The sequence below is a fragment of the Hydrocarboniphaga sp. genome (assembly GCF_028291725.1).
Lineage (GTDB): Bacteria > Pseudomonadota > Gammaproteobacteria > Nevskiales > Nevskiaceae > Hydrocarboniphaga.
In genome coordinates, this window is the sequence record NZ_JAQGNT010000059.1 from 11,717 (window position 1) to 28,484 (window position 16,768).

At 63.5% G+C, this 16,768-nt stretch carries 20 protein-coding genes and 2 tRNA genes; 10 read left to right on the top strand and 12 right to left on the bottom strand.

Translation table 11 applies throughout. From position 1 onward, the window contains the following. Positions 1-150 precede the first annotated feature (150 nt). The 4 genes from JWQ90_RS15740 (at position 151) to JWQ90_RS15755 (ending at position 3,256) form a co-directional block, all read left to right on the top strand. Positions 151-987 carry a hypothetical protein gene (locus tag JWQ90_RS15740; protein ID WP_299695901.1) on the top strand — a complete coding sequence of 279 codons (837 nt, stop codon included), beginning with the start codon at positions 151-153 and terminating at the stop codon, positions 985-987. A 71-nt stretch (positions 988-1,058) separates the two neighbouring features. Further along, positions 1,059-1,146, top strand: a tRNA-Leu gene (locus JWQ90_RS15745). 453 nt (positions 1,147-1,599) lie between these two features. Further along, the gene (queA, locus tag JWQ90_RS15750) at positions 1,600-2,646 is read left to right on the top strand and encodes a tRNA preQ1(34) S-adenosylmethionine ribosyltransferase-isomerase QueA (protein WP_366919521.1); all 1,047 of its coding nucleotides are present in this window, start codon (positions 1,600-1,602) and stop codon (positions 2,644-2,646) included. Between the two features lie 67 nt (positions 2,647-2,713). Then, positions 2,714-3,256, top strand: a complete 543-nt coding sequence (locus JWQ90_RS15755; protein WP_299695904.1) for a glutathione peroxidase — start codon at positions 2,714-2,716, stop codon at positions 3,254-3,256. 51 nt (positions 3,257-3,307) lie between these two features. Here JWQ90_RS15755 and JWQ90_RS15760 read toward each other — a convergent pair whose 3' ends face one another. Both JWQ90_RS15760 and JWQ90_RS15765 read right to left on the bottom strand, forming a co-directional pair. Then, a complete protein-coding gene (locus JWQ90_RS15760; RefSeq protein ID WP_299695906.1) occupies positions 3,308-3,520 on the bottom strand; it encodes a hypothetical protein in 213 nt (70 codons plus the stop codon). Between the two features lie 135 nt (positions 3,521-3,655). Beyond that, positions 3,656-5,788 carry a S8 family serine peptidase gene (locus tag JWQ90_RS15765; RefSeq protein ID WP_299695908.1) on the bottom strand — a complete coding sequence of 711 codons (2,133 nt, stop codon included), beginning with the start codon at positions 5,786-5,788 and terminating at the stop codon, positions 3,656-3,658. A 138-nt stretch (positions 5,789-5,926) separates the two neighbouring features. Here JWQ90_RS15765 and JWQ90_RS15770 point away from each other — a divergent pair. From JWQ90_RS15770 to JWQ90_RS15785, 4 genes are all read left to right on the top strand, one after another. Continuing rightward, positions 5,927-6,002: transfer RNA gene (locus JWQ90_RS15770), tRNA-Ala, on the top strand. Positions 6,003-6,223: 221 nt separating this feature from the next. After that, positions 6,224-6,823, top strand: coding sequence for a hypothetical protein (locus JWQ90_RS15775; RefSeq protein ID WP_299695910.1), 600 nt, complete (start codon positions 6,224-6,226; stop codon positions 6,821-6,823). Between the two features lie 169 nt (positions 6,824-6,992). Continuing rightward, the gene (locus JWQ90_RS15780; RefSeq protein ID WP_299695911.1) at positions 6,993-7,862 is read left to right on the top strand and encodes a DUF1295 domain-containing protein; all 870 of its coding nucleotides are present in this window, start codon (positions 6,993-6,995) and stop codon (positions 7,860-7,862) included. Between the two features lie 22 nt (positions 7,863-7,884). Further along, a complete protein-coding gene (locus JWQ90_RS15785; protein ID WP_299695913.1) occupies positions 7,885-8,400 on the top strand; it encodes a hypothetical protein in 516 nt (171 codons plus the stop codon). A gap of 34 nt (positions 8,401-8,434) precedes the next feature. Here the strand turns inward: JWQ90_RS15785 and JWQ90_RS15790 are convergent, their stop codons facing one another. The 8 genes from JWQ90_RS15790 to JWQ90_RS15830 form a co-directional block, all read right to left on the bottom strand. After that, entirely contained in the window at positions 8,435-8,800 is a 366-nt protein-coding gene (locus tag JWQ90_RS15790) for a hypothetical protein (RefSeq protein WP_299695915.1), read from the bottom strand. Between the two features lie 89 nt (positions 8,801-8,889). Then, positions 8,890-9,294, bottom strand: a complete 405-nt coding sequence (locus JWQ90_RS15795) for a helix-turn-helix domain-containing protein (protein ID WP_299695917.1) — start codon at positions 9,292-9,294, stop codon at positions 8,890-8,892. Next, positions 9,291-9,704: a type II toxin-antitoxin system HigB family toxin gene (locus JWQ90_RS15800; RefSeq protein ID WP_299695919.1), complete on the bottom strand. Its 414-nt coding sequence runs from the start codon at positions 9,702-9,704 to the stop codon at positions 9,291-9,293. The genes JWQ90_RS15795 and JWQ90_RS15800 overlap by 4 nt, the downstream gene beginning before the upstream one ends. A 151-nt stretch (positions 9,705-9,855) precedes the next feature. Next, the gene (locus tag JWQ90_RS15805) at positions 9,856-11,865 is read right to left on the bottom strand and encodes a DEAD/DEAH box helicase family protein (RefSeq protein ID WP_366919522.1); all 2,010 of its coding nucleotides are present in this window, start codon (positions 11,863-11,865) and stop codon (positions 9,856-9,858) included. A 516-nt stretch (positions 11,866-12,381) separates the two neighbouring features. Then, positions 12,382-12,942 (bottom strand): hypothetical protein, encoded by a 561-nt coding sequence (locus tag JWQ90_RS15815; RefSeq protein ID WP_299695925.1) that lies wholly within the window; start codon positions 12,940-12,942, stop codon positions 12,382-12,384. Beyond that, entirely contained in the window at positions 12,939-13,124 is a 186-nt protein-coding gene (locus JWQ90_RS15820) for a hypothetical protein (protein WP_299695927.1), read from the bottom strand. Before JWQ90_RS15820 ends, JWQ90_RS15815 begins: the two co-directional genes overlap by 4 nt. Positions 13,125-13,246: 122 nt before the next feature. Further along, a complete protein-coding gene (locus JWQ90_RS15825; RefSeq protein WP_299695929.1) occupies positions 13,247-13,624 on the bottom strand; it encodes a type II toxin-antitoxin system VapC family toxin in 378 nt (125 codons plus the stop codon). Further along, positions 13,621-13,863 carry a type II toxin-antitoxin system prevent-host-death family antitoxin gene (locus JWQ90_RS15830; RefSeq protein WP_299695931.1) on the bottom strand — a complete coding sequence of 81 codons (243 nt, stop codon included), beginning with the start codon at positions 13,861-13,863 and terminating at the stop codon, positions 13,621-13,623. Before JWQ90_RS15830 ends, JWQ90_RS15825 begins: the two co-directional genes overlap by 4 nt. 292 nt (positions 13,864-14,155) lie before the next feature. On the opposite strand from JWQ90_RS15830, the gene JWQ90_RS15835 reads away from it, so the two are divergent. Continuing rightward, positions 14,156-14,395: a type II toxin-antitoxin system prevent-host-death family antitoxin gene (locus tag JWQ90_RS15835; RefSeq protein WP_299695933.1), complete on the top strand. Its 240-nt coding sequence runs from the start codon at positions 14,156-14,158 to the stop codon at positions 14,393-14,395. After that, the gene (locus JWQ90_RS15840; protein WP_299695935.1) at positions 14,395-14,823 is read left to right on the top strand and encodes a type II toxin-antitoxin system VapC family toxin; all 429 of its coding nucleotides are present in this window, start codon (positions 14,395-14,397) and stop codon (positions 14,821-14,823) included. The genes JWQ90_RS15835 and JWQ90_RS15840 overlap by 1 nt, the downstream gene beginning before the upstream one ends. Before the next feature lie 232 nt (positions 14,824-15,055). Here the strand turns inward: JWQ90_RS15840 and JWQ90_RS15845 are convergent, their stop codons facing one another. After that, the gene (locus tag JWQ90_RS15845; protein ID WP_299695937.1) at positions 15,056-16,084 is read right to left on the bottom strand and encodes a nucleotidyl transferase AbiEii/AbiGii toxin family protein; all 1,029 of its coding nucleotides are present in this window, start codon (positions 16,082-16,084) and stop codon (positions 15,056-15,058) included. Continuing rightward, entirely contained in the window at positions 16,077-16,685 is a 609-nt protein-coding gene (locus tag JWQ90_RS15850) for a DUF6088 family protein (RefSeq protein ID WP_299695939.1), read from the bottom strand. The genes JWQ90_RS15845 and JWQ90_RS15850 overlap by 8 nt, the downstream gene beginning before the upstream one ends. Positions 16,686-16,768 lie beyond the last annotated feature (83 nt).

Sequence of the window (16,768 nt, forward strand, 5' to 3'; positions counted from 1 at the left end):
CCACGTGGCCGCCGCGACGGTCGCTTACGGCGCCACGGGGGCATACCCGGTTGGCGGTGCTGGGTATGCTGCGGCTGTCGTGCGGCTGACAGTAGAATCGCGATCAGAGCCGCCCGACAGGCGGACGCAGAAAATACAAGGGAGGAGTGCATGTCAAAGATCATCATCACTTTGGGCCTGGCTGTTTTGCTGGCGGTACCGCTCAGTGTGCTGGCCCAGAACGAAAGCACCGCGTCAGGCGACGAGCCGCCACCGACCGCGGACAGCCCGCCGGTATCGACCGAACCCGTTGCGGATGCCGTACCGGCTGATGCCGTACCGGCTGATGCCGCCACCAGCGACGCCTCGTCCTCGGGTTCGGCTGATTCGTCCACGACGGACACTACTTCGGCTTCGTCGGCCGCCAGCGGCAGCGGCGAGACCCCGGACTCTTCGGCTGCCACCGACGCTGCCGACGTCGCCAGCAGTGATGCCGCCGCCAGTTCCGGCAGTGATGACGGCTTGAAGCTGTATTTCGGCGCCGAGCGCGTCGAGGCCACGCTAGATCTGTCCAAGCAGTCGCTGGAGGATCGCTACGGCGATGACAAACTCCAGGGCGGCTTCTATCGCGGCCGCGTCGGTCTTCGTCTGGTGCCGGGTATCGCCATCGAAGGGCAGGGCGGCTTCCTGCCCGACGACGACAAGGCATCCAACGACGTCAAGTTCAAGCACTTCTACGCGGCCTATCTGGTGACCACTGGCACTGTGCTGGATATGGTCGAGATCAGCGGCCGTGTCGGCTGGGCCTGGATCGGCGCCAAGAACAGCGGTGCCGACGAGAGCTTCAACAGCGTCAGCTACGGTGTCGAGGCGGCGTTCCCGCTGCGCGTGATCTCCGAATCGCTGCCGGACATCCGTTTCATCGCCGGCGCGACCGTCTTCACCCAGGACAGCAAGCAGCGCAGCTACGGCTGGTCCTACGGCCTGCGCTACGACTTCAACATCTGACGCCGGCTGCGGACTCATCGCGCAGCGATTCGTTGCTGCGCGGTGATCGGGCCGCTATCATCGCGCCCCTTGCCTGAGTGGCGGAATCGGTAGACGCAGCGGACTCAAAATCCGCCGAGGTAACCCCTCGTGAGAGTTCGAGTCTCTCCTTAGGCACCAACGCAGCGTTCCAGGGCATCCGGCAGCCCGACAAACGCATCCGAAGCCCCGCTTTGCGGGGTTTTCTGTTCCTGGATATCGATTCGGCCTGCTCCGAGTGGGCTCGAAGGCGACGGCGGCCCAAAACAAAAGCCGCCTCGATGGCTCGGGCGGCTTTCACAGCGTGGATCATCTCCAGAATCGCAATCGTCACTTTTGGGGCAGCTTTGCCCCGGTACATCGGCGCTTCTTTGCGCTAAGGCCCGGTGAGTGACGCGTATTCTAGCGAGCGAGCATGAATAATCAATGACCGACGCTGCAAATTGGTGCGAGAACGCACCGCTAAGGGTAACGGCGAGTCCCGCGCTCTCCGGAATGATGCAGGGATCAGGGTCGGGGCCCCGTCAGGCAGAACATCAGGCAGTACAATCGTGTTTTGTCTGTGGCGGACTGGCGACACCAGTGGACCTTGCAATGCGGCGTTCGGATTTCAGTTACGACCTCCCGGCCGAGTTGATCGCCCAATATCCCGCCGAGCGGCGCAGCGGCAGTCGCCTGCTCGACCTGGGCCTGTCGCGGGACGCCGGTTTTACCGATCGGGCGATGCTCGATCTGCCGGATCTGATCGACGCCGGCGACCTGCTGATCTTCAACGATACGCGGGTGATCCCGGCGCGGCTGTTCGGGCGCAAGCCAAGCGGTGGCCGCGTCGAAATGCTGATCGAGCGCGTGCTCGACGATCGCGAGGCGCTGGCGCAGATCGGCGCGTCGAAGACGCCGAAGGCCGGCGGGCTGATTCTGGTCGATGCCGGTGATGGGGCCGTGGCCGAGATCGTGATGCTGTCTCGCAGCGACGATCTGTTCCATCTGCGTCTGCAGACACCGGGCACGTTCATGCAATTGCTCGAGCGCGTCGGCCGCCTGCCTCTGCCGCCTTACATCGACCATGTTCCGGGCAGCGAGGACGGCGAGCGATATCAAACGGTATTCGCCACCCAGCCGGGCGCGGTCGCGGCACCGACGGCCGGGCTGCACTTCGACGACGATCTGCTGGCGCGCCTGCGTGGCCGGGGTATCGCCACCGCGACGCTGACGCTGCACGTCGGCGCCGGCACGTTCCAGCCGCTGCGCGTCGACGACCTGAGCGAGCACCGCATGCATGCCGAGCGCTACGACATTCCGGCGACCCTGGTCGCCGCAATTGCGCACACTCGTGCGGCCGGCAAGCGCGTCGTCGCGGTCGGCACGACCGTGGCCCGGGCTTTGGAATCGGCTGCGGCGGGAGATGGCGTGGTCCGTGTCGGCGAGGGCGAGACGCGTTTGTTCATCACGCCCGGGTATCGTTTCCGGATCGTCGATCGCCTGCTGACCAATTTCCATCTGCCCGAGAGCACATTGCTGATGCTGGTCAGCGCGTTCGGTGGCTACGAGCAACTGATGGCGGCGTATCGGTACGCGGTGGCGCAGCGCTATCGTTTCTTCAGCTATGGCGACGCCATGCTGATCACCCGAGCGGGCTAGAATCGGGTCATCAAGCCGCCACAAAAAAGCGCGGCCGCTGCTGAGCAGACACCACTGGAGCGAGAACATGGGCGTTTACGACTATCAGGCCAGGGATATCAAGGGCGAGCAGCGCTCGCTGGGCGATTACCGCGGCAAGCTGCTGCTGATCGTCAACGTCGCCAGTAAATGCGGCCTGACGCCGCAGTACCAGGGTTTGGAGGCGCTGTATCAGAAGTACCATGCCCAGGGCCTGGAAATCCTTGGCTTTCCCTGCGACCAGTTCAGCCACCAGGAGCCGGGCAGCGAGGCTGAAATCGCCGAGTTCTGCGAGCTGAACTATGGCGTCAGCTTCCCGCTGTTCGCGAAGATCGAGGTCAACGGTGAAGATGCGCACCCGCTGTATCGCTATCTGCGTACGCAGCAGCCCGGGCAGGTCGACGAGAACACGCCCGGCGCGGAGCGTCTGGTCAGCCATCTGAAGAAGACCTACCCGGAGTTGCTCGGGACCGATGCGGTCAAATGGAACTTCACCAAATTCCTGGTGGCCCCGGACGGCGCGGTGATCGAGCGCTTCGAGCCGGTGGTCACGCCGGAAGAAATCGAGCGCAGCATCGCGGCTCGACTTTAGGCCAAACAGGGCCGCGGCGCTTGCGCCGACATGGCCGCTTTGCCAGGCCGTTCAGTCGATGTCGAAGTCGTCGCCGACGCGCTTGCGCAGCTCGCGCATCTCTTTGTAGCGCTCCACGTCGCGCCAGTCGCGTGAGCGACTGGCCGGGACGACTTCGACCGGTTCGACCGTGACGTCGTCGTCGAGTGGCTCGCCGTCCTCGGCGAATTCGTCGAAGGATTTTGCAGGCTCGGCTTGGGGCTTCGGTTTAGGCTTTCGGGCCATCGAGGTCTCGTGAAAAAACAGTCGCCAGTTCTGCACTTTTCGGGTGCGTTGCGGCGCCTATTTAACAGGGTTTTTTCCGAGCGGGAAGTGCCCCCGTTGGCGGCCTCGGCGAGTTCGATGCAAAAGCGTCTTCGCTCAAGCGTTTCCCGCGCATCTTGCGCGCGTTAATTTCCGCCGCAAGGCGGCCGCCAGCGCCATCAATAGCGATGCACCCGCGCCGAAGCTGCCACCTCCGCCGCTGCTGCTGGCCTTGCCGCAGATGTTCGAGGTGTAGGCACTGAGCCGATAGCTCAGCGGCGCCGGCAGCTGCGCGAAGTTGACGGCGACGATGTGGTAGGTGCCGGCGCCCGGATTCGCAATGCAGACGCGCTCCAGGCCGGTCTGGGTCGCGCCGCCGACGTAGGTGTCGGGGTCCAGGCATTTGCTGGCGGTGCCGCTGGTGCAGAAAAAGCCGTCTTCATCGTCCGAATCCGGATCGATGCCGACGGTGATGTCGTACTGCGGCGGGGTCGAGCGCTTCACCAGCAGATCGATGTCGTCATTGGCCTCGCTCTCGATCACCAGATAGCGCGCATCGGCGTTGGGTACGTCGACATGCCAGGCCTGGTACTCGTCGTACAGGTCCGCGCTGCTGCCGGCAAAGCCGGCGTCGACGTCGGTGCCGAGCGGCAGCTTGCCGACTTCGTCCTCGTAGCCGCGCGTGGTGCTGTAGCCGCCGTCGGCCGTCAGCGTGAACCTGAAGTGCTCGTACTGGTGGCCCGTGATGCCGGCCGGGACGGTGATGCTGAAATCGGCGCTGGCGGTGCCGTTCTGCGCGATGCTGCCTAGAGCGACCGACCCGCCGTTCACGGTGATGCCGTTCACGGTGATGCCGTTCTCGGCGGCCGTGCTGATGCGGACATTGCTGGCCGCCAGCCACAGGTTCTGCACGACCACGTGCATCAATACGGTTTCGCCCGGATCGAGCACGTGATTGCCGGCCGCATCAAGCGTCACCGATTTGACGATCAGCGACGGACGCGCGGCCATGTCGAGCGCGGCGTCGGCGTCGACGCGCCCGCCGATGCTCATCTGCTTGGCGTTGTCGCCGTTCTGGCCGCTCTCGATCAGGCGCGCCTTCACCTCGTGAACCGTGGCGCTCGGGTACTGCGAGCGGATCAGCGCCGCGACGCCGGCGACGTAGGGCGCGGAGAACGACGTGCCGGAGACGCCGCCGGTGGTGTAGCTGTCGTGGATTGCGGTGGTGACGATCTGCAGGCCCGGCGCCGCGACATCGACGCTGAGCGGGCCATACTGGCTGAAGCTGGTGATCTGGCCCTGGCGGCTGATCGACGCGACCGACACGATGTTGTCGGCGTCGTAATTGGCCGGATAGTTGAGCTGGCCGCGGTCGATGTTGGAGTCGTCGTTGCCGGCGGATGCGACATACAGGATGTCGTGCGTGGCGAGATCCTTGATCGCGTTCAGCTCGGTCTGCGAGTAGCCCGGCCCGCCGAAGCTGGCATTGACGATCTTGGCGCCGTGGTCGCGCGCGTATTCCATCGCCTCGACGTGCGTCGCCACGTCGTAGTCGAAGCGCAGCGGCATGATCTTGGATTTCCACGACACGCCGGCGACGCCCAGGCCGTTGTTGCCGACCGCGCCGATACAGCCAGCCACCGCGGTGCCGTGCGTGTCCTCGTCGCTGCTGGGATTCGGATCGTCGTCGTTGTCCTTGAAGTCGTAGCCGGCGACGATGTTGGCGGCCAGATCCTCGTGCCTGGTTTCGACCCCGTCGTCGATCACCGCGACGATCACGGCGGTGCTGCCGACGCGAGTCGGCGTGCGGTTGTTGCTGCCGTCCCAGGCATTGACCATGTTCAGGTCGGCACCCGGCACGCCGGCCTGGCCGCCGCTGACGAAGTTGGCCTGCCCGGTGTTCTGCAGGCCCCATTGCTGCGGGAACAGCGGATCGTTCGGTGTGAAGGCGAACTTGTGCCGGCGGAAATTGGGCTCGGCGTACTCGACGCGCGGGTCCTGGCGCAGCATCTCCGCAGTTGCGTCGGCGCTCGTGATCAAGGGCAGCGACACCAGCTCGACACGGCCCTTCTGCAGGCTGCGCTTGGCGGTGATGCCGAGGCTGCCGCGCAGATCGGCGGCGGCCTCACTGTTGCGATACTTCACCAGCAACTCGTCCTGCCGGTAATCCTGCGCCGGCTGTATCGCAAACACCGGCATCGAGCACAGGCCGAGCACGCTCAGCAGCATGGAAGGGGCGATGCGTCTCATGGCGAGTCCGGGGCAGGGGGCTGCCGAATCATACTGCGCGTCCCGGGGCCGAAAGCGTTCTGTAACAGGCGTAAGCCATGACGGTCCCGAGGGCTGTCATCCGCCGCAATCAGTCGCTATACTTCGCGCCCTGTTTGTGGGGACGTAGCTCAGCTGGGAGAGCGCCGCGTTCGCAATGCGGAGGTCGAGGGTTCGATCCCCTTCGTCTCCACCATTTCAAGCTCATGAACCGCAATAGCGGGATGGCTTGGAGGTGGTTCCCCACGTGGACAACATCACTCCAGGCCAGTGCTAGCAATTTCGCTCGCCGGCGCTGTCCGGCCAAGCCGGATCCAAATCGCTTCGCTGCACGGCCGTCATGCCTCCTCGTTAAGTCAGCGCGCGCGGGCCGGCGATCATTATGCTGGTGCCAGTCCACGAGTTGGGGGAGAGCCGATGCGAAGCCTGATGACCGGTCTCGGCAGACTGCGGGCTGCGATGGCCCGGCATTCTGTCGGTGATTCGGGGCCGCGGATGCGCTGCCTGGCAATGGCCTTGGTTCTGCTTGCTTTGCCGAGCCTGGGCACTGCGGCCGATTTCGTTTATCGGCCCGTCGGGCTGAAGGTCTATCAGGCGGACGACGTGATTCGTGCGCGCGTTCCGGGCGGCCCGTCGCAGCTGGGTGCTTACGTTCACGGCATCTCGCACACGCTGCGCGATGTGTTGACCCAAGGCGCCGCTGGCCCGGGATTCGGCGCCGCGGTTCTCGTCGTCGTGATGCCGGGGCAGCAGTCGCGGAAATGGATACTGACTCCGGCGCAGCTGCCGTCCGATCTGATGGACCGCATTCAGCAGGCGGTGGACAAGCTGGCCGCTCCGCTCGTGCAGAACGGCCCGGTCGCGTTCGCGGTGCAGTTCGAGGCCTGGGGCGGTGGACCGCTACCCAGCGCCACCGCGCCCGAGTTGCCGACGCCGGTAGCATGGCTCAGGGCTTTGGGCGCTCAGGCCCGCTACCCGATGCAGGACGCCGATCTGGCGAAGGTCTGGGGGCAGTAGTGAGCCCCCGCCTTTAGACCGGGTCGTAAAACGCTAGAGTCACGATGGCCGCTGCGCAATTCGGCGGCGCGGATGCGGCCTCATCCGCACAGAGTAGGCCTGCCCCTCAGGCTCCCAGCATAGTGCCCGCATTCACGAGCGGCGCTTGCGTGCGGAGGGGGCGAACACGATGGCCGGTAAAGCGGATTTCGGGCCGATTTTTGCGGCCTATGCGCTGTGCATCGTCGCGGCCGCTGCCGTCTTGTTCGGGCTCGATATTCCGCAGCCCTGGGACGCTCTCGTGGCCGATCTGGTCGCGACGCTGGTGGTCTTCGCCTACAGCGTCCGCTACCGCAACTCGAGCTTCTACGACGCCTACTGGAGCGTGATCCCGCCGCTGCTCGCGGTGTATTGGATGGGGGCTCACGCGCCGCAGGCGGTCGACAGCGCTCGCGCGATGCTGGTGATGGTACTGGTCTGGCTGTGGGCGATCCGGCTGACGACGAACTGGGCGCTGCACTGGGGCGGATTGCAGCACGAGGACTGGCGTTACCCGCTGGTCCGTGCACGCGCGGGCAAGGCCGCGTTCTGGGCCGACCTGTTCGGCATTCACCTGTTCCCGACCGTGCAGGTTTTTCTCGGCTGCCTGCCGATCTACGCGGTGATGTCGCGCACCGAGGTGCCGCTTGGCTGGCTCGATATCGCGGCCGGCGTGGTCACGCTGTCGGCGATCGCGATCGAGACCATCGCCGATCTGCAACTGCATGCGTTCATCGCCAGGCGCCAGCCAGGCACGTTCATCAGCAGCGGCCTGTGGTCCTGGTCGCGGCATCCGAATTATTTCGGCGAGCTGGGTTTCTGGTGGGGCTTGATGCTGTTCGGGCTCGCGGTCGCGCCGGAACACTGGTACTGGATCCTGCCGGGCGCGCTGGCGATGACCGGCATGTTCGCGTTCGCGAGCATTCCGTTCATGGACAAGCGCAGCATCGAGCGGCGCCCCGCGTATCGCGCGCACATGCAAAAAGTGTCCGCGCTGTTTCCGCTGCCGCCGCGGCGCTAGGCGCTAGACAACAGGAGTCGACATGACGGGGCAATGGAGTCGTTTTTTCGCAATGGCGGCCCGCGATGGCGTGATCGTCGCGATCACGGTCGCGCTGTGGATACTGACGATCCAGGTCGGCAAGGCCCACGATCTGGCGACGTTGAGCCTGCATCTGGGCACCGCGGCGCTGACGGTGGTTGCCAGCTATCTGGCACACGAATGGGGGCACCTGATCGGCGCGTGGCTGATTCACAGCCGGTTCTTCCTGCCGGGCAGCGTGATCGAAAGCCCGTTCCTGTTCCGCTTCGACAACATCCGCAACACGCGCGAGCACTTCGTCTGGATGGCCTGGGGAGGCTTCGTCTCCAGCGGCGTTCTGGTCGTGTTCCTGGTCATCGTACTGCCCAAGGATCTGCTCGCCGCACAGCTCGCACTCGGCCTGACCGCGCTCGGTGTGCTGGCGACTTTGGTGATCGAGGTGCCCGGATTCTGGCGCGTTTACCGCGGTGCGCCGCTGCCCAAAGGCGCGGCCTTCATCTCGCCGCCGGAAGTCTGATCGCGGCCGGCAAGGCGCAATGCTGATCCGGCTCTCAAGCTCCCGGCGACGGCTGCGGCCGAACAGGTTCCGCGCCAGGGCTGCCGGGCGCCGGCGTCTGCCCGGGTATCGCCTTCCCGTCCAGCGGAAACAGCTTGGGAAAGAAGATGGGGTCCGGCAGCTTGTCGCTGCGGATATAGACCACGGTCAGGATCACCACGTGCAGCAGCACGGTCAGCGCAATGCCGATGAAAGGCAGCTTGCGGTTGCGCGGCAACGGCACATGCAGGGCCTGCGAGCGCAGCAGCGGCGGCAGGTGGTCCAGGTTTTTGCTGTGCATTTTTCCGTTCTTGTCGGCGATGACGAGATCCTGCCCTGAACAAAGAAAAGGGCCGGTGATTATCCGGATGGCCGGTGTCATCACAAGCCCTTGATAGGGTGGAGTCTATGATATCGGCGGCACGATACAAAAATTGTTTGCCCCGTTCCCTGTCGGTGAGGGTGCTGCTTCTACGGCATGAAAGCGTCGGCCGGCAGATTGAAGCGTGATGCCAGCCCTGCAATCTGACGAACGTTGAGCGTGCGCTTGCCGCTCAATACCGCGCTTACGACGGACTGCGCGCCGATCTCCGGCAAGTCCTGTTGCGTCAGGCCGCGCTGCTTCATCAGTTCGCGCAGGAAATCGGCGGCAGGCATTTCCCGTACCGGCTGATGTGTGGCTTCGTAGTCCGCCACCAGATCGCCCAGGTAGTCGGCGAGGCTGGCGAGCGGGTGTGCCTGATCGGCGCCGCCGGAGTCGAGTACCTGATCCAGCGCTTCCACCAGGCGGCGGAACGCGGCCTTGCTGCGCGGGCGCTCCAGTAGCGGCGCCACATGCGGCCAGTGCCGGATCGCCTCGTTCACCTGAATGTTCATTGCAGACCTTCCTTGCGCTTCCATTGCTCGCTGTCGTATTCGGTGTGACTCAGGACGTGGCGGATAAAAACCTTGCCGGTGTTGAAGTGCAGGGCCGCCACCAGCCGCAGCTTGTTGCCGCCGACATCGAAGACGTACAGCGCACCCACCTTGTCCACGCTGCCGAACGCGGCCCGCAATCCGGCGAAGGTCTGGAACTGTCCGCGCTTCATTGCTCGATACCAAAAGTCCAAGGCCGTGGCGCACTCCGGAAAGCGTGCCTGCGCTTCGACGATACGGGTATGAGTGATGACGTGCATCGGTTTGGATAATAGCAGATTGCTATTCTGCAGGAGTGCGGCAACGGCCGACGTGTTCCGGGCTGGGTTCCGGGCGCGAAAGCGATGTGGGTGGCCAAGCAGTTCGGCCACGCCAGCCTGCCAGATGATGCGAAAGGGTTTACAGCAGGTTGCTCGACAAAGCCGACCAAGGCGGGGAGTTGGCCAAGCTCAATTTCCACGTCACTTCGCGTCCACCGTTTTGCATCGACACAATCGGATGCCCATCCGCATCTAAATACTGCTACGGCCCGCCAAGAAACAAATCGTTGGCCGGACTCGCATTGCCATCGACGAGTTCATACCCCATCGCACGGTACCCCCGCTGGCGCTTATCCCACATGCGCAACAACGCCGGGTGGCCGCGGTCCACGACATCGATGATCTGAACTCTGGATTTCGACGCATGCTCGCGGTGCAATCGGCCCGCGTACTGCTGCAGCGTGCCTTTCCACGAGATCGGCATGGCCAGCACCAAAGTATCGAGCGGTGGATGGTCGAAGCCCTCGCCAATGAGCTTGCCGGTGGCGAGCAGCACGCGCGGGGCATCGCCCGCGAGTGCTTCGAGGTTGGCGAGAACCGCCGCGCGTACCTTCTTCGGCATGCGCCCATGCAACGCGAATAGGTTGCCCACGCGCTCACCCAATGCGGTCCGGATTGCATCGATGTGGCCGGTGCGCTCGGTGAGCACCAAGACTTTTCGACCGGCTTGGAACGCGCCGACGATTTCCGCCGCGATGGCGGCCGTCCGCGCGGTGTCGTCAGCCAGCCGGCGGAACACGTCCTGGATTCCGGCGTCTGCCGGCACATCAATCCTGCCATCCAGGTAGCGTGGCACGACTTCCAGGATGGTCGGCGCGCCCTCCGGTTTGGCCGCCGTATGCCGCACCGGCCCGCACTGCATGAAGATGATCGGCTGCTGGCCATCCCGGCGGAACGGCGTTGCGGTCAGGCCCAGCACATACCTCGCCTTGACCCGCTTGAGGATCGCCTCGAACGATGCCGCCGACAGGTGATGGCACTCGTCTACGATGACGTGTCCGTACTGCTCGACCCGCTCACTGGTTTCGCCTTGACGGAATAGCGACTGCATGACTGCAACATCGATTTTGCCAGTGGGCTTCGCCTTGCCCGCGCCAATAGTGCCAACGATCTCTTGGCCGACCTGAAGGAACGAATATAGACGCTCCTTCCATTGCTTCAACAGTTCCGCGCGGTGAACCAGGACCAGGGTATTGACGCCGCGCGCAGCGATCAGCGCCGCCGCCGTGACGGTCTTGCCGAACGCGGTGGGCGCGCACAGCACGCCGATGTCGTGCCGAAGCATCGCATCGGCCGCAGCTTGCTGGTCGGGCCGGAGCGTTCCGGCGAAGCTCGCCTTCAAAGGCTCGCCACTGAATCGCTCATCGCGCAACTGCAGGGCAATCTTGTTGTCGCGCAGCAGTTCACGCACCGCATCCAAGCAGCCACGCGGCAGGGCAACGTGCTTCGGATAATTTTCGGCGCAGCCGATCACGCGCGGCTTGTTCCAGGTCGTGAGGCGCATTGCTTGTGCGCGGTAGAACTCCGGATTCTGGAACGCCGCCAGCCGGATCAAGCGATTGACCAGGGGCTGCGAAAGCTGTGCCTTCTCGAAGTAGAGTTGGTTGGCGAGCGTCACGGTCAATGCCGTCGGCAACGGACTGGGCAGGTGCTTGGGCACCTTGGCGGTTCGCCGCCAGGGTTCGGCCTCGTCTTCGTCCGGAATGAACGTAACATCAAGCGGGTGGCCGCCGCCGGTGACGTTTGAGATGACGGCTTCCAGCGATTCGGTGGTCAAAGTTCTCACTGCGGCGAGGTATCCCCACTGATCCGGGTAAGGCTGAAGCCACTCGTCCACGAAAGTGCTGTGTCGCCTCCACGGTGCCGGAGCGAAGCGACGTGGGTGCGGGAGGCGACACTGCCACGGCTCCCGCACCCATTGCTGACGCAAACGCCGTGTCGCCGTGGCCCTTGTTCGCGCGGTTTTTTCTGCAGGGGTAGTGCGATCAGATTTCCGAACCCTCCCTTGGGCATCGTGTCCTGGTTGGGGAACAGACGGTCGTAGGAGCTGAGCCTGAGTTGGCGCGTGCGGATGCAGGTGTGGCTGATGATCGCCGTGCCCAGCCGACGCGCATCGCGCGCGGCCACCGCCGATGCGAAGAACACCCAGGCATGCGCCCCTTTGCCTGAGCGTGAGATTTCCAGCGATGCGGGCACTTGCAGTTCCTGGCAGGAAAGCATGAAGGCCTGCGCATCCTCACGCCAATCCGCCTCGTCGAAATCCGCGGCAAGGAAATGACAGGTTTCATCCTGCAGCAGCGGGTAGACGCCGATGGTGATTTTCCCCGCCAGGTGCTCGTGGATGGCCCGGTCGGTCACGGGCAGAAATTGACGATGCGGGCACTCCGCGCATTTGATGCGTGGCTTCTCGCAGATGCCGGCCTTCCATTCGTTGGCGCAGGCTGGCGCGTATCCGGTCTTGCCGGACTTGCCCTCCCAACGCAGGGCGTAGACATCGGGCCGGCCGCGGAACAGGCGGCGGAACAGCGCGACTTTCTCGTCGGTCGAGAGCCGCGATACGTCAGGCGACGCAGCTGCCTGAGGAGCGATTGCTTCGGGCTCGCACCAGTCGATGCCATTCCGCTCCAGGATACTGACGAGGCGAGCATTCTCCGTGCGCAGTCGGTTCAGGGCGTCTGCGGAATCGTCAGCATGGATCGGGAGAATGTTCATGCGCGATGGAGCAGCGTCAGAGCAAATCGACAAATCCGGCCTTGGCCATCAGGTCGCTCATGTCCTCGCTGACGCCGTAACCGAAATTGCTGCAAGTGTGCCGCACGTCGTCCAGGCGCGCGGCCAGTTCATCGCGTTCGTCGTCCGGTAGCGTGTTCGCCTGCTTGAGAGCCTGCTCGAACATCCGCACCAGGGCATTGAAGTAGCCCTCATCCTCCAGGCCCACGTCGTTGCTGAAACCAGCCGCCTGCTCGCAATAGAACACCATCAGCTCGGCCAACTCCGCCGGCCGCGCGATGGCCTTGCGGTAGTCGGCAATCGCTTTCTTCGCGGTTGAAACAGATATGTTCTGGTTCCTGGTGACGTCAGGCCACAGCCAGCGCTGGATCGTCGCCTTGTAAGGCTTCAGTACGTCATCAGCCGAGCCGAAGCGCGCGTGCAGAAATGTCTGGTTGTCCTTGCTCACGGCGTAAAGATCCTGAACCAGCCCCAGCAGCCCGGCGCGATCGAATTCGGCGAGCTGAGCCTTGATGTCGCTCCAGCCCGGCTTGGCTTTGCGTGGAGTCGCCGGCTTCATATGCGGCCCTTCGCGCCGGCCCTGAGCGCGCGGAACCCGGAATCGTCACCGAGGTGAATGTAGATGCGCCCGGTCAGTTCTCCATCGTTCAATTCCGCATGCCCCCGGCCGCCGACCTCAGTCATCTCGTCCATCCCTGCCCACGAAAACTCGGCACGACCGTTCTGGTAGCGCACATCCATCCCCCCTGCACATAGCCGAACTGAAAGCTGCCCATTCCCCGCGTGGCGAAGGTGAAATGGCCCTGAACTTCATCGGCCGATTGCCCGTTTTCTTCGGTGGCGGCATCTTTGCTGCGGCCTCGTCAGACCAGCGTCACGAGTTCGGAATAACCCACCAGCGCCGAATCGTGAGTCAACAGCCGCAGGGGTTCGCTCATAGCCTGCGCCACGAGCATGCGGTCGAACGGATCGCGGTGCAGTGGTGGCAACTCGCGCAATTTGAGGGTGTGGCGCCAGCTAACCGGCAGCTGCTGGAACCCAGCTTCGGCAAGCTTTTGCTCCAGCCGCGCGCTATCCACATCCAGTTTGCCCAAGCTCGCCTTGATCGCCATTTCCCACAGGCTGGCGGCGCTGACGAAAACCGCATCGGCCCCGTGCAGATGTGCCCTTGCAGCTGCAGATAAAGCCCGCGAATCCTGCATGGCCCACAGCACCAGGTGAGTATCCAGCAGCAGCCTCACGATTTGCCTTTGCCTTCAAAGGCGTCCAGCACCTCGTCGGACAATGGCGCATCAAAATCCTTCGCGATCCTGATGCCGCCCTTCATCAATCCGAGCTGGATGCGGCGGCGCGGCGCCTCGATCGGCCCCAGCTTCGCCAGGGCTTTCCCCGCCTTGGCTATTGTGACCGTTTCGCCCTTGCTGGCGGCGTCCACCAGTTCCGACAGGCGGGTCTTGGCTTCATAGAGATTGATCTGCATGGCGGGCCTCACTTGACCAACATTGACCAACTCAGTCTAGCATGTGGAAAGCTTTAGCTGACGAGCACTGTCAAAAGTTGCGAGGTGCTGTGCGGCAATGCGCTGGTCAGCTACGACGTGGGCTCTCGGAATTTGCAAAGGCGATGACTTTAGGCGTGGGTGGGCAATGGGTTGGCTGAGGTGGTGAATGCGGCCGCTGGGCTGGCCAACGGACATTCCAGAACGCAACGCATGGTGCGCTCGCGGCGAGTCATGCTAATGTGGTCACCTAAATGACCATATGGAGTCGGCCATGAACAAGGTGTCGGTAGTGCAGGCCAAGGCCCATTTCAGCGAGATCCTGGCGAAGGTGGAATCCGGGCACGACGTGCTCATTACCCGTCGCGGTGCGCCCGTGGCGCGGTTGTCGGGCGTTGAACGGGTCAAGAATCCGCTGCGGCTGGATGCGATTGACGCCTTCCGTGCAAGCCTGAAGCCGACGCAAGAGCGCAGCGCAGACCTGATCCGGCGCATGCGCGACGAATCGCTCTGATGCTTTACCTTGATACCAGTGTCCTGGTTCCGCTATTCGTGCCGGAACCGGAGTCAGGTTCAATGCGTGCGTGGTTTGATGCGCGGGCTGGGGAAACGTTGGCGATCAGCGATTGGACTCTGACGGAGTTCGCCAGCGCGATGGGAATCAAGGTTCGAGACAAAGGCCTCAAGGCAGGCCAGGCTCACAAGGCCTGTGCTCTGATGGAAAAACTGGCCGCTGACAGCTTAAAAGTTTTCACGCCGACGCGCGGCGATTACAGCAGGGCGACTGAACACCTCGGGCATCATGCGCTGGGCCTGCGCGCCGGTGATGCGCTCCACCTGGCAATTGCCCAAAACGAAGACGCGGAGTGCCTCTATACGTTGGACCGTCGTCTCATTGAGGCGGCTCGCAAGCTCAAGGTCAAGGCTGCGAGCCCGATTTGATTGTGGCAGCCGAGAAGACAGCGGGCCTGGCTACCGTCAGAAACACCGCCAGCCGACGGTCTCTGTCAACGTATGGCCCTGTAGGCCTATGGATGTGGGGCAATAAAAAACCCCGTAGTTTCACGGGGTTGATGTATTCCAGCGTAAGCCGCTGGATGCTTGAATGGTGGGGCGGGGTCTATTGGATAAGACTCTCAAGAGATTGTTACACCTTGACTTTGTGCATCTTGTTTCAGTCAGATGCCCCCAAACGTGCCCCCGCGTTGATCTCATGCTCCAGGGCGCGCAGCCGTCCGATGATTTTCTCGAACGACGGGCGCTCACCGTAGAACATCCCGGCATCAATCATCGCGCGCAGATCGCTGGCGACGGCGTCGAGCAGGCGTTGATCTGGAAGCAGGCGTATGCCGCCGGTCTGGCAGGCGTCGTAGTTTGCGTAGCCAGCCCCGAAGAACACTTTCTTGTGTTTCACCACGTCGGCGAGCAGCGCGCGATCCGCCAAGGCCTGACGTCCGATGTCATGGTCGGCGAGCAGGGCCAAGTCATACCAATGGCGCGACTGGCGGTTGGCATCGGCCTTCAGATCGGGCCTGTGGCATTCGACGTGGATCAGCGTCACCTTCTCCCAAAATGTGCGGGCGGGCGAGAGCACGGTTACCGTCGCCGAGGGCAGGTCGAGGCTTGGAAGCCGATCCGCGATATACGGACGAACCTGATATTCGGCGTTCGGCTCGGTGATGTTGCGGCCGCCGAATTCGATCAGCACGCTGTTGCCGACATAGCCGGCTGCCTGGTCGAGGGCCGACGGATAGTAGATGCGGAACTCCTCGCCGTTATCGCTGACTTCAACGCGAGCATGCTGGGGATCGAACTGCTCTCTCAGTTGCTCGGTGAAGTAGGGCGTTGCCACCTCGTGCGCGTGGTCGCGGACGAATCCCTTCAGTGATTCGCCGAGCTTCTTGATCTGCGACTTGGACGTGTTGGCGTCGAAGGGATCAATGTCGGTGTCGAATCCGCGGTAGTCGAGCGTGACGTCCACGTCCTCCGAGAAGCGGCTGATCGCGTCGAAAACCTTCGATAGCGATGTGCCGCCTTTGAAAGCCATGGGCAGCCGACCCGGCATCTGGAAAAGGTGCTGCAGAACCCAGCAGACCCAGACGTCCTTTTCCAGGACGACTGCCGCGCGGCCCAACTCTGGCGCCAGGCCATTCAGAATCTCGGCCTGCTCTGCTAGCGGCAGCCGCAGAAAAGCCTCAGCCATTGACCGCCTGCTGCTCGTAGCGATAGAACACTGCCGCCATCCAGCCGGGCATCGATGCCTTGGCTGCCGAAAGCGCCTCGAACTCGCTGGCTGGCAGCTTCCGGCGAATTTTCTCGATGGTGCTGAGCGTCACTTCGTTCTTGCCCAGATACCAGAGCGCCGACAGTGCCACGCCCGCCGGGCGGCCAGCGAAGGCCAGCTTGCGCGACGCAGCGTGCTTGAGCACGACTTCCATTTTGCCCATCCGGAATCGTTTGCTCGGCCCGCTGGTGTAGAAGACCGGCTGCGTCGGGGTCTGGGTGGTCAGCTCAAAGCGCCGCGCCGCCTCCGCGCCATGCACCTGGAGTGACGCGCCCTTGGCCTTGGCCACCGTTTCCGCGACCTTGCTCGGCTCCGGCAGCACCTTGCCCAGATGCCGACTTTCTGTGGCGCGCACGAACACCCCGCGGGTCACGCGCGTGATCGCGCCAGCCTTCGCTAGGCGCGACAGCACCTGATCCACGGACGCACGCGCGCCCATGCCCAGGAATGCGGCAGGGGTGAACGGCTCCCCGGCGGGTAGTTTCTGGACGTACTGGCGGATGAGTTCGGATGTGCTCATGTCAGAAAACATACAGAAATATCTGACAGACGGCAATCACACCTGGGAAATTTTGACCTGTCCCCAACATTCGCAAACGCCAA

What these genes read in the sequence shown, in the direction of transcription:
- JWQ90_RS15785 (WP_299695913.1), top strand. Translation starts at nt 7,885, where the DNA reads ATGACGGGGCAATGGAGTCGTTTTTTCGCAATGGCGGCCCGCGATGGC.
- JWQ90_RS15815 (WP_299695925.1), bottom strand. Translation starts at nt 12,942, where the DNA reads ATGAAGCCGGCGACTCCACGCAAAGCCAAGCCGGGCTGGAGCGACATC.
- queA (WP_366919521.1), top strand. Translation starts at nt 1,600, where the DNA reads ATGCGGCGTTCGGATTTCAGTTACGACCTCCCGGCCGAGTTGATCGCC.
- JWQ90_RS15755 (WP_299695904.1), top strand. Translation starts at nt 2,714, where the DNA reads ATGGGCGTTTACGACTATCAGGCCAGGGATATCAAGGGCGAGCAGCGC.
- JWQ90_RS15850 (WP_299695939.1), bottom strand. Translation starts at nt 16,685, where the DNA reads ATGAGCACATCCGAACTCATCCGCCAGTACGTCCAGAAACTACCCGCC.
- JWQ90_RS15765 (WP_299695908.1), bottom strand. Translation starts at nt 5,788, where the DNA reads ATGAGACGCATCGCCCCTTCCATGCTGCTGAGCGTGCTCGGCCTGTGC.
- JWQ90_RS15840 (WP_299695935.1), top strand. Translation starts at nt 14,395, where the DNA reads ATGCTTTACCTTGATACCAGTGTCCTGGTTCCGCTATTCGTGCCGGAA.
- JWQ90_RS15740 (WP_299695901.1), top strand. Translation starts at nt 151, where the DNA reads ATGTCAAAGATCATCATCACTTTGGGCCTGGCTGTTTTGCTGGCGGTA.
- JWQ90_RS15780 (WP_299695911.1), top strand. Translation starts at nt 6,993, where the DNA reads ATGGCCGGTAAAGCGGATTTCGGGCCGATTTTTGCGGCCTATGCGCTG.
- JWQ90_RS15775 (WP_299695910.1), top strand. Translation starts at nt 6,224, where the DNA reads ATGCGAAGCCTGATGACCGGTCTCGGCAGACTGCGGGCTGCGATGGCC.
- JWQ90_RS15760 (WP_299695906.1), bottom strand. Translation starts at nt 3,520, where the DNA reads ATGGCCCGAAAGCCTAAACCGAAGCCCCAAGCCGAGCCTGCAAAATCC.
- JWQ90_RS15820 (WP_299695927.1), bottom strand. Translation starts at nt 13,124, where the DNA reads ATGGATGTGCGCTACCAGAACGGTCGTGCCGAGTTTTCGTGGGCAGGG.
- JWQ90_RS15835 (WP_299695933.1), top strand. Translation starts at nt 14,156, where the DNA reads ATGAACAAGGTGTCGGTAGTGCAGGCCAAGGCCCATTTCAGCGAGATC.
- JWQ90_RS15845 (WP_299695937.1), bottom strand. Translation starts at nt 16,084, where the DNA reads ATGGCTGAGGCTTTTCTGCGGCTGCCGCTAGCAGAGCAGGCCGAGATT.
- JWQ90_RS15830 (WP_299695931.1), bottom strand. Translation starts at nt 13,863, where the DNA reads ATGCAGATCAATCTCTATGAAGCCAAGACCCGCCTGTCGGAACTGGTG.
- JWQ90_RS15795 (WP_299695917.1), bottom strand. Translation starts at nt 9,294, where the DNA reads ATGAACATTCAGGTGAACGAGGCGATCCGGCACTGGCCGCATGTGGCG.
- JWQ90_RS15790 (WP_299695915.1), bottom strand. Translation starts at nt 8,800, where the DNA reads ATGACACCGGCCATCCGGATAATCACCGGCCCTTTTCTTTGTTCAGGG.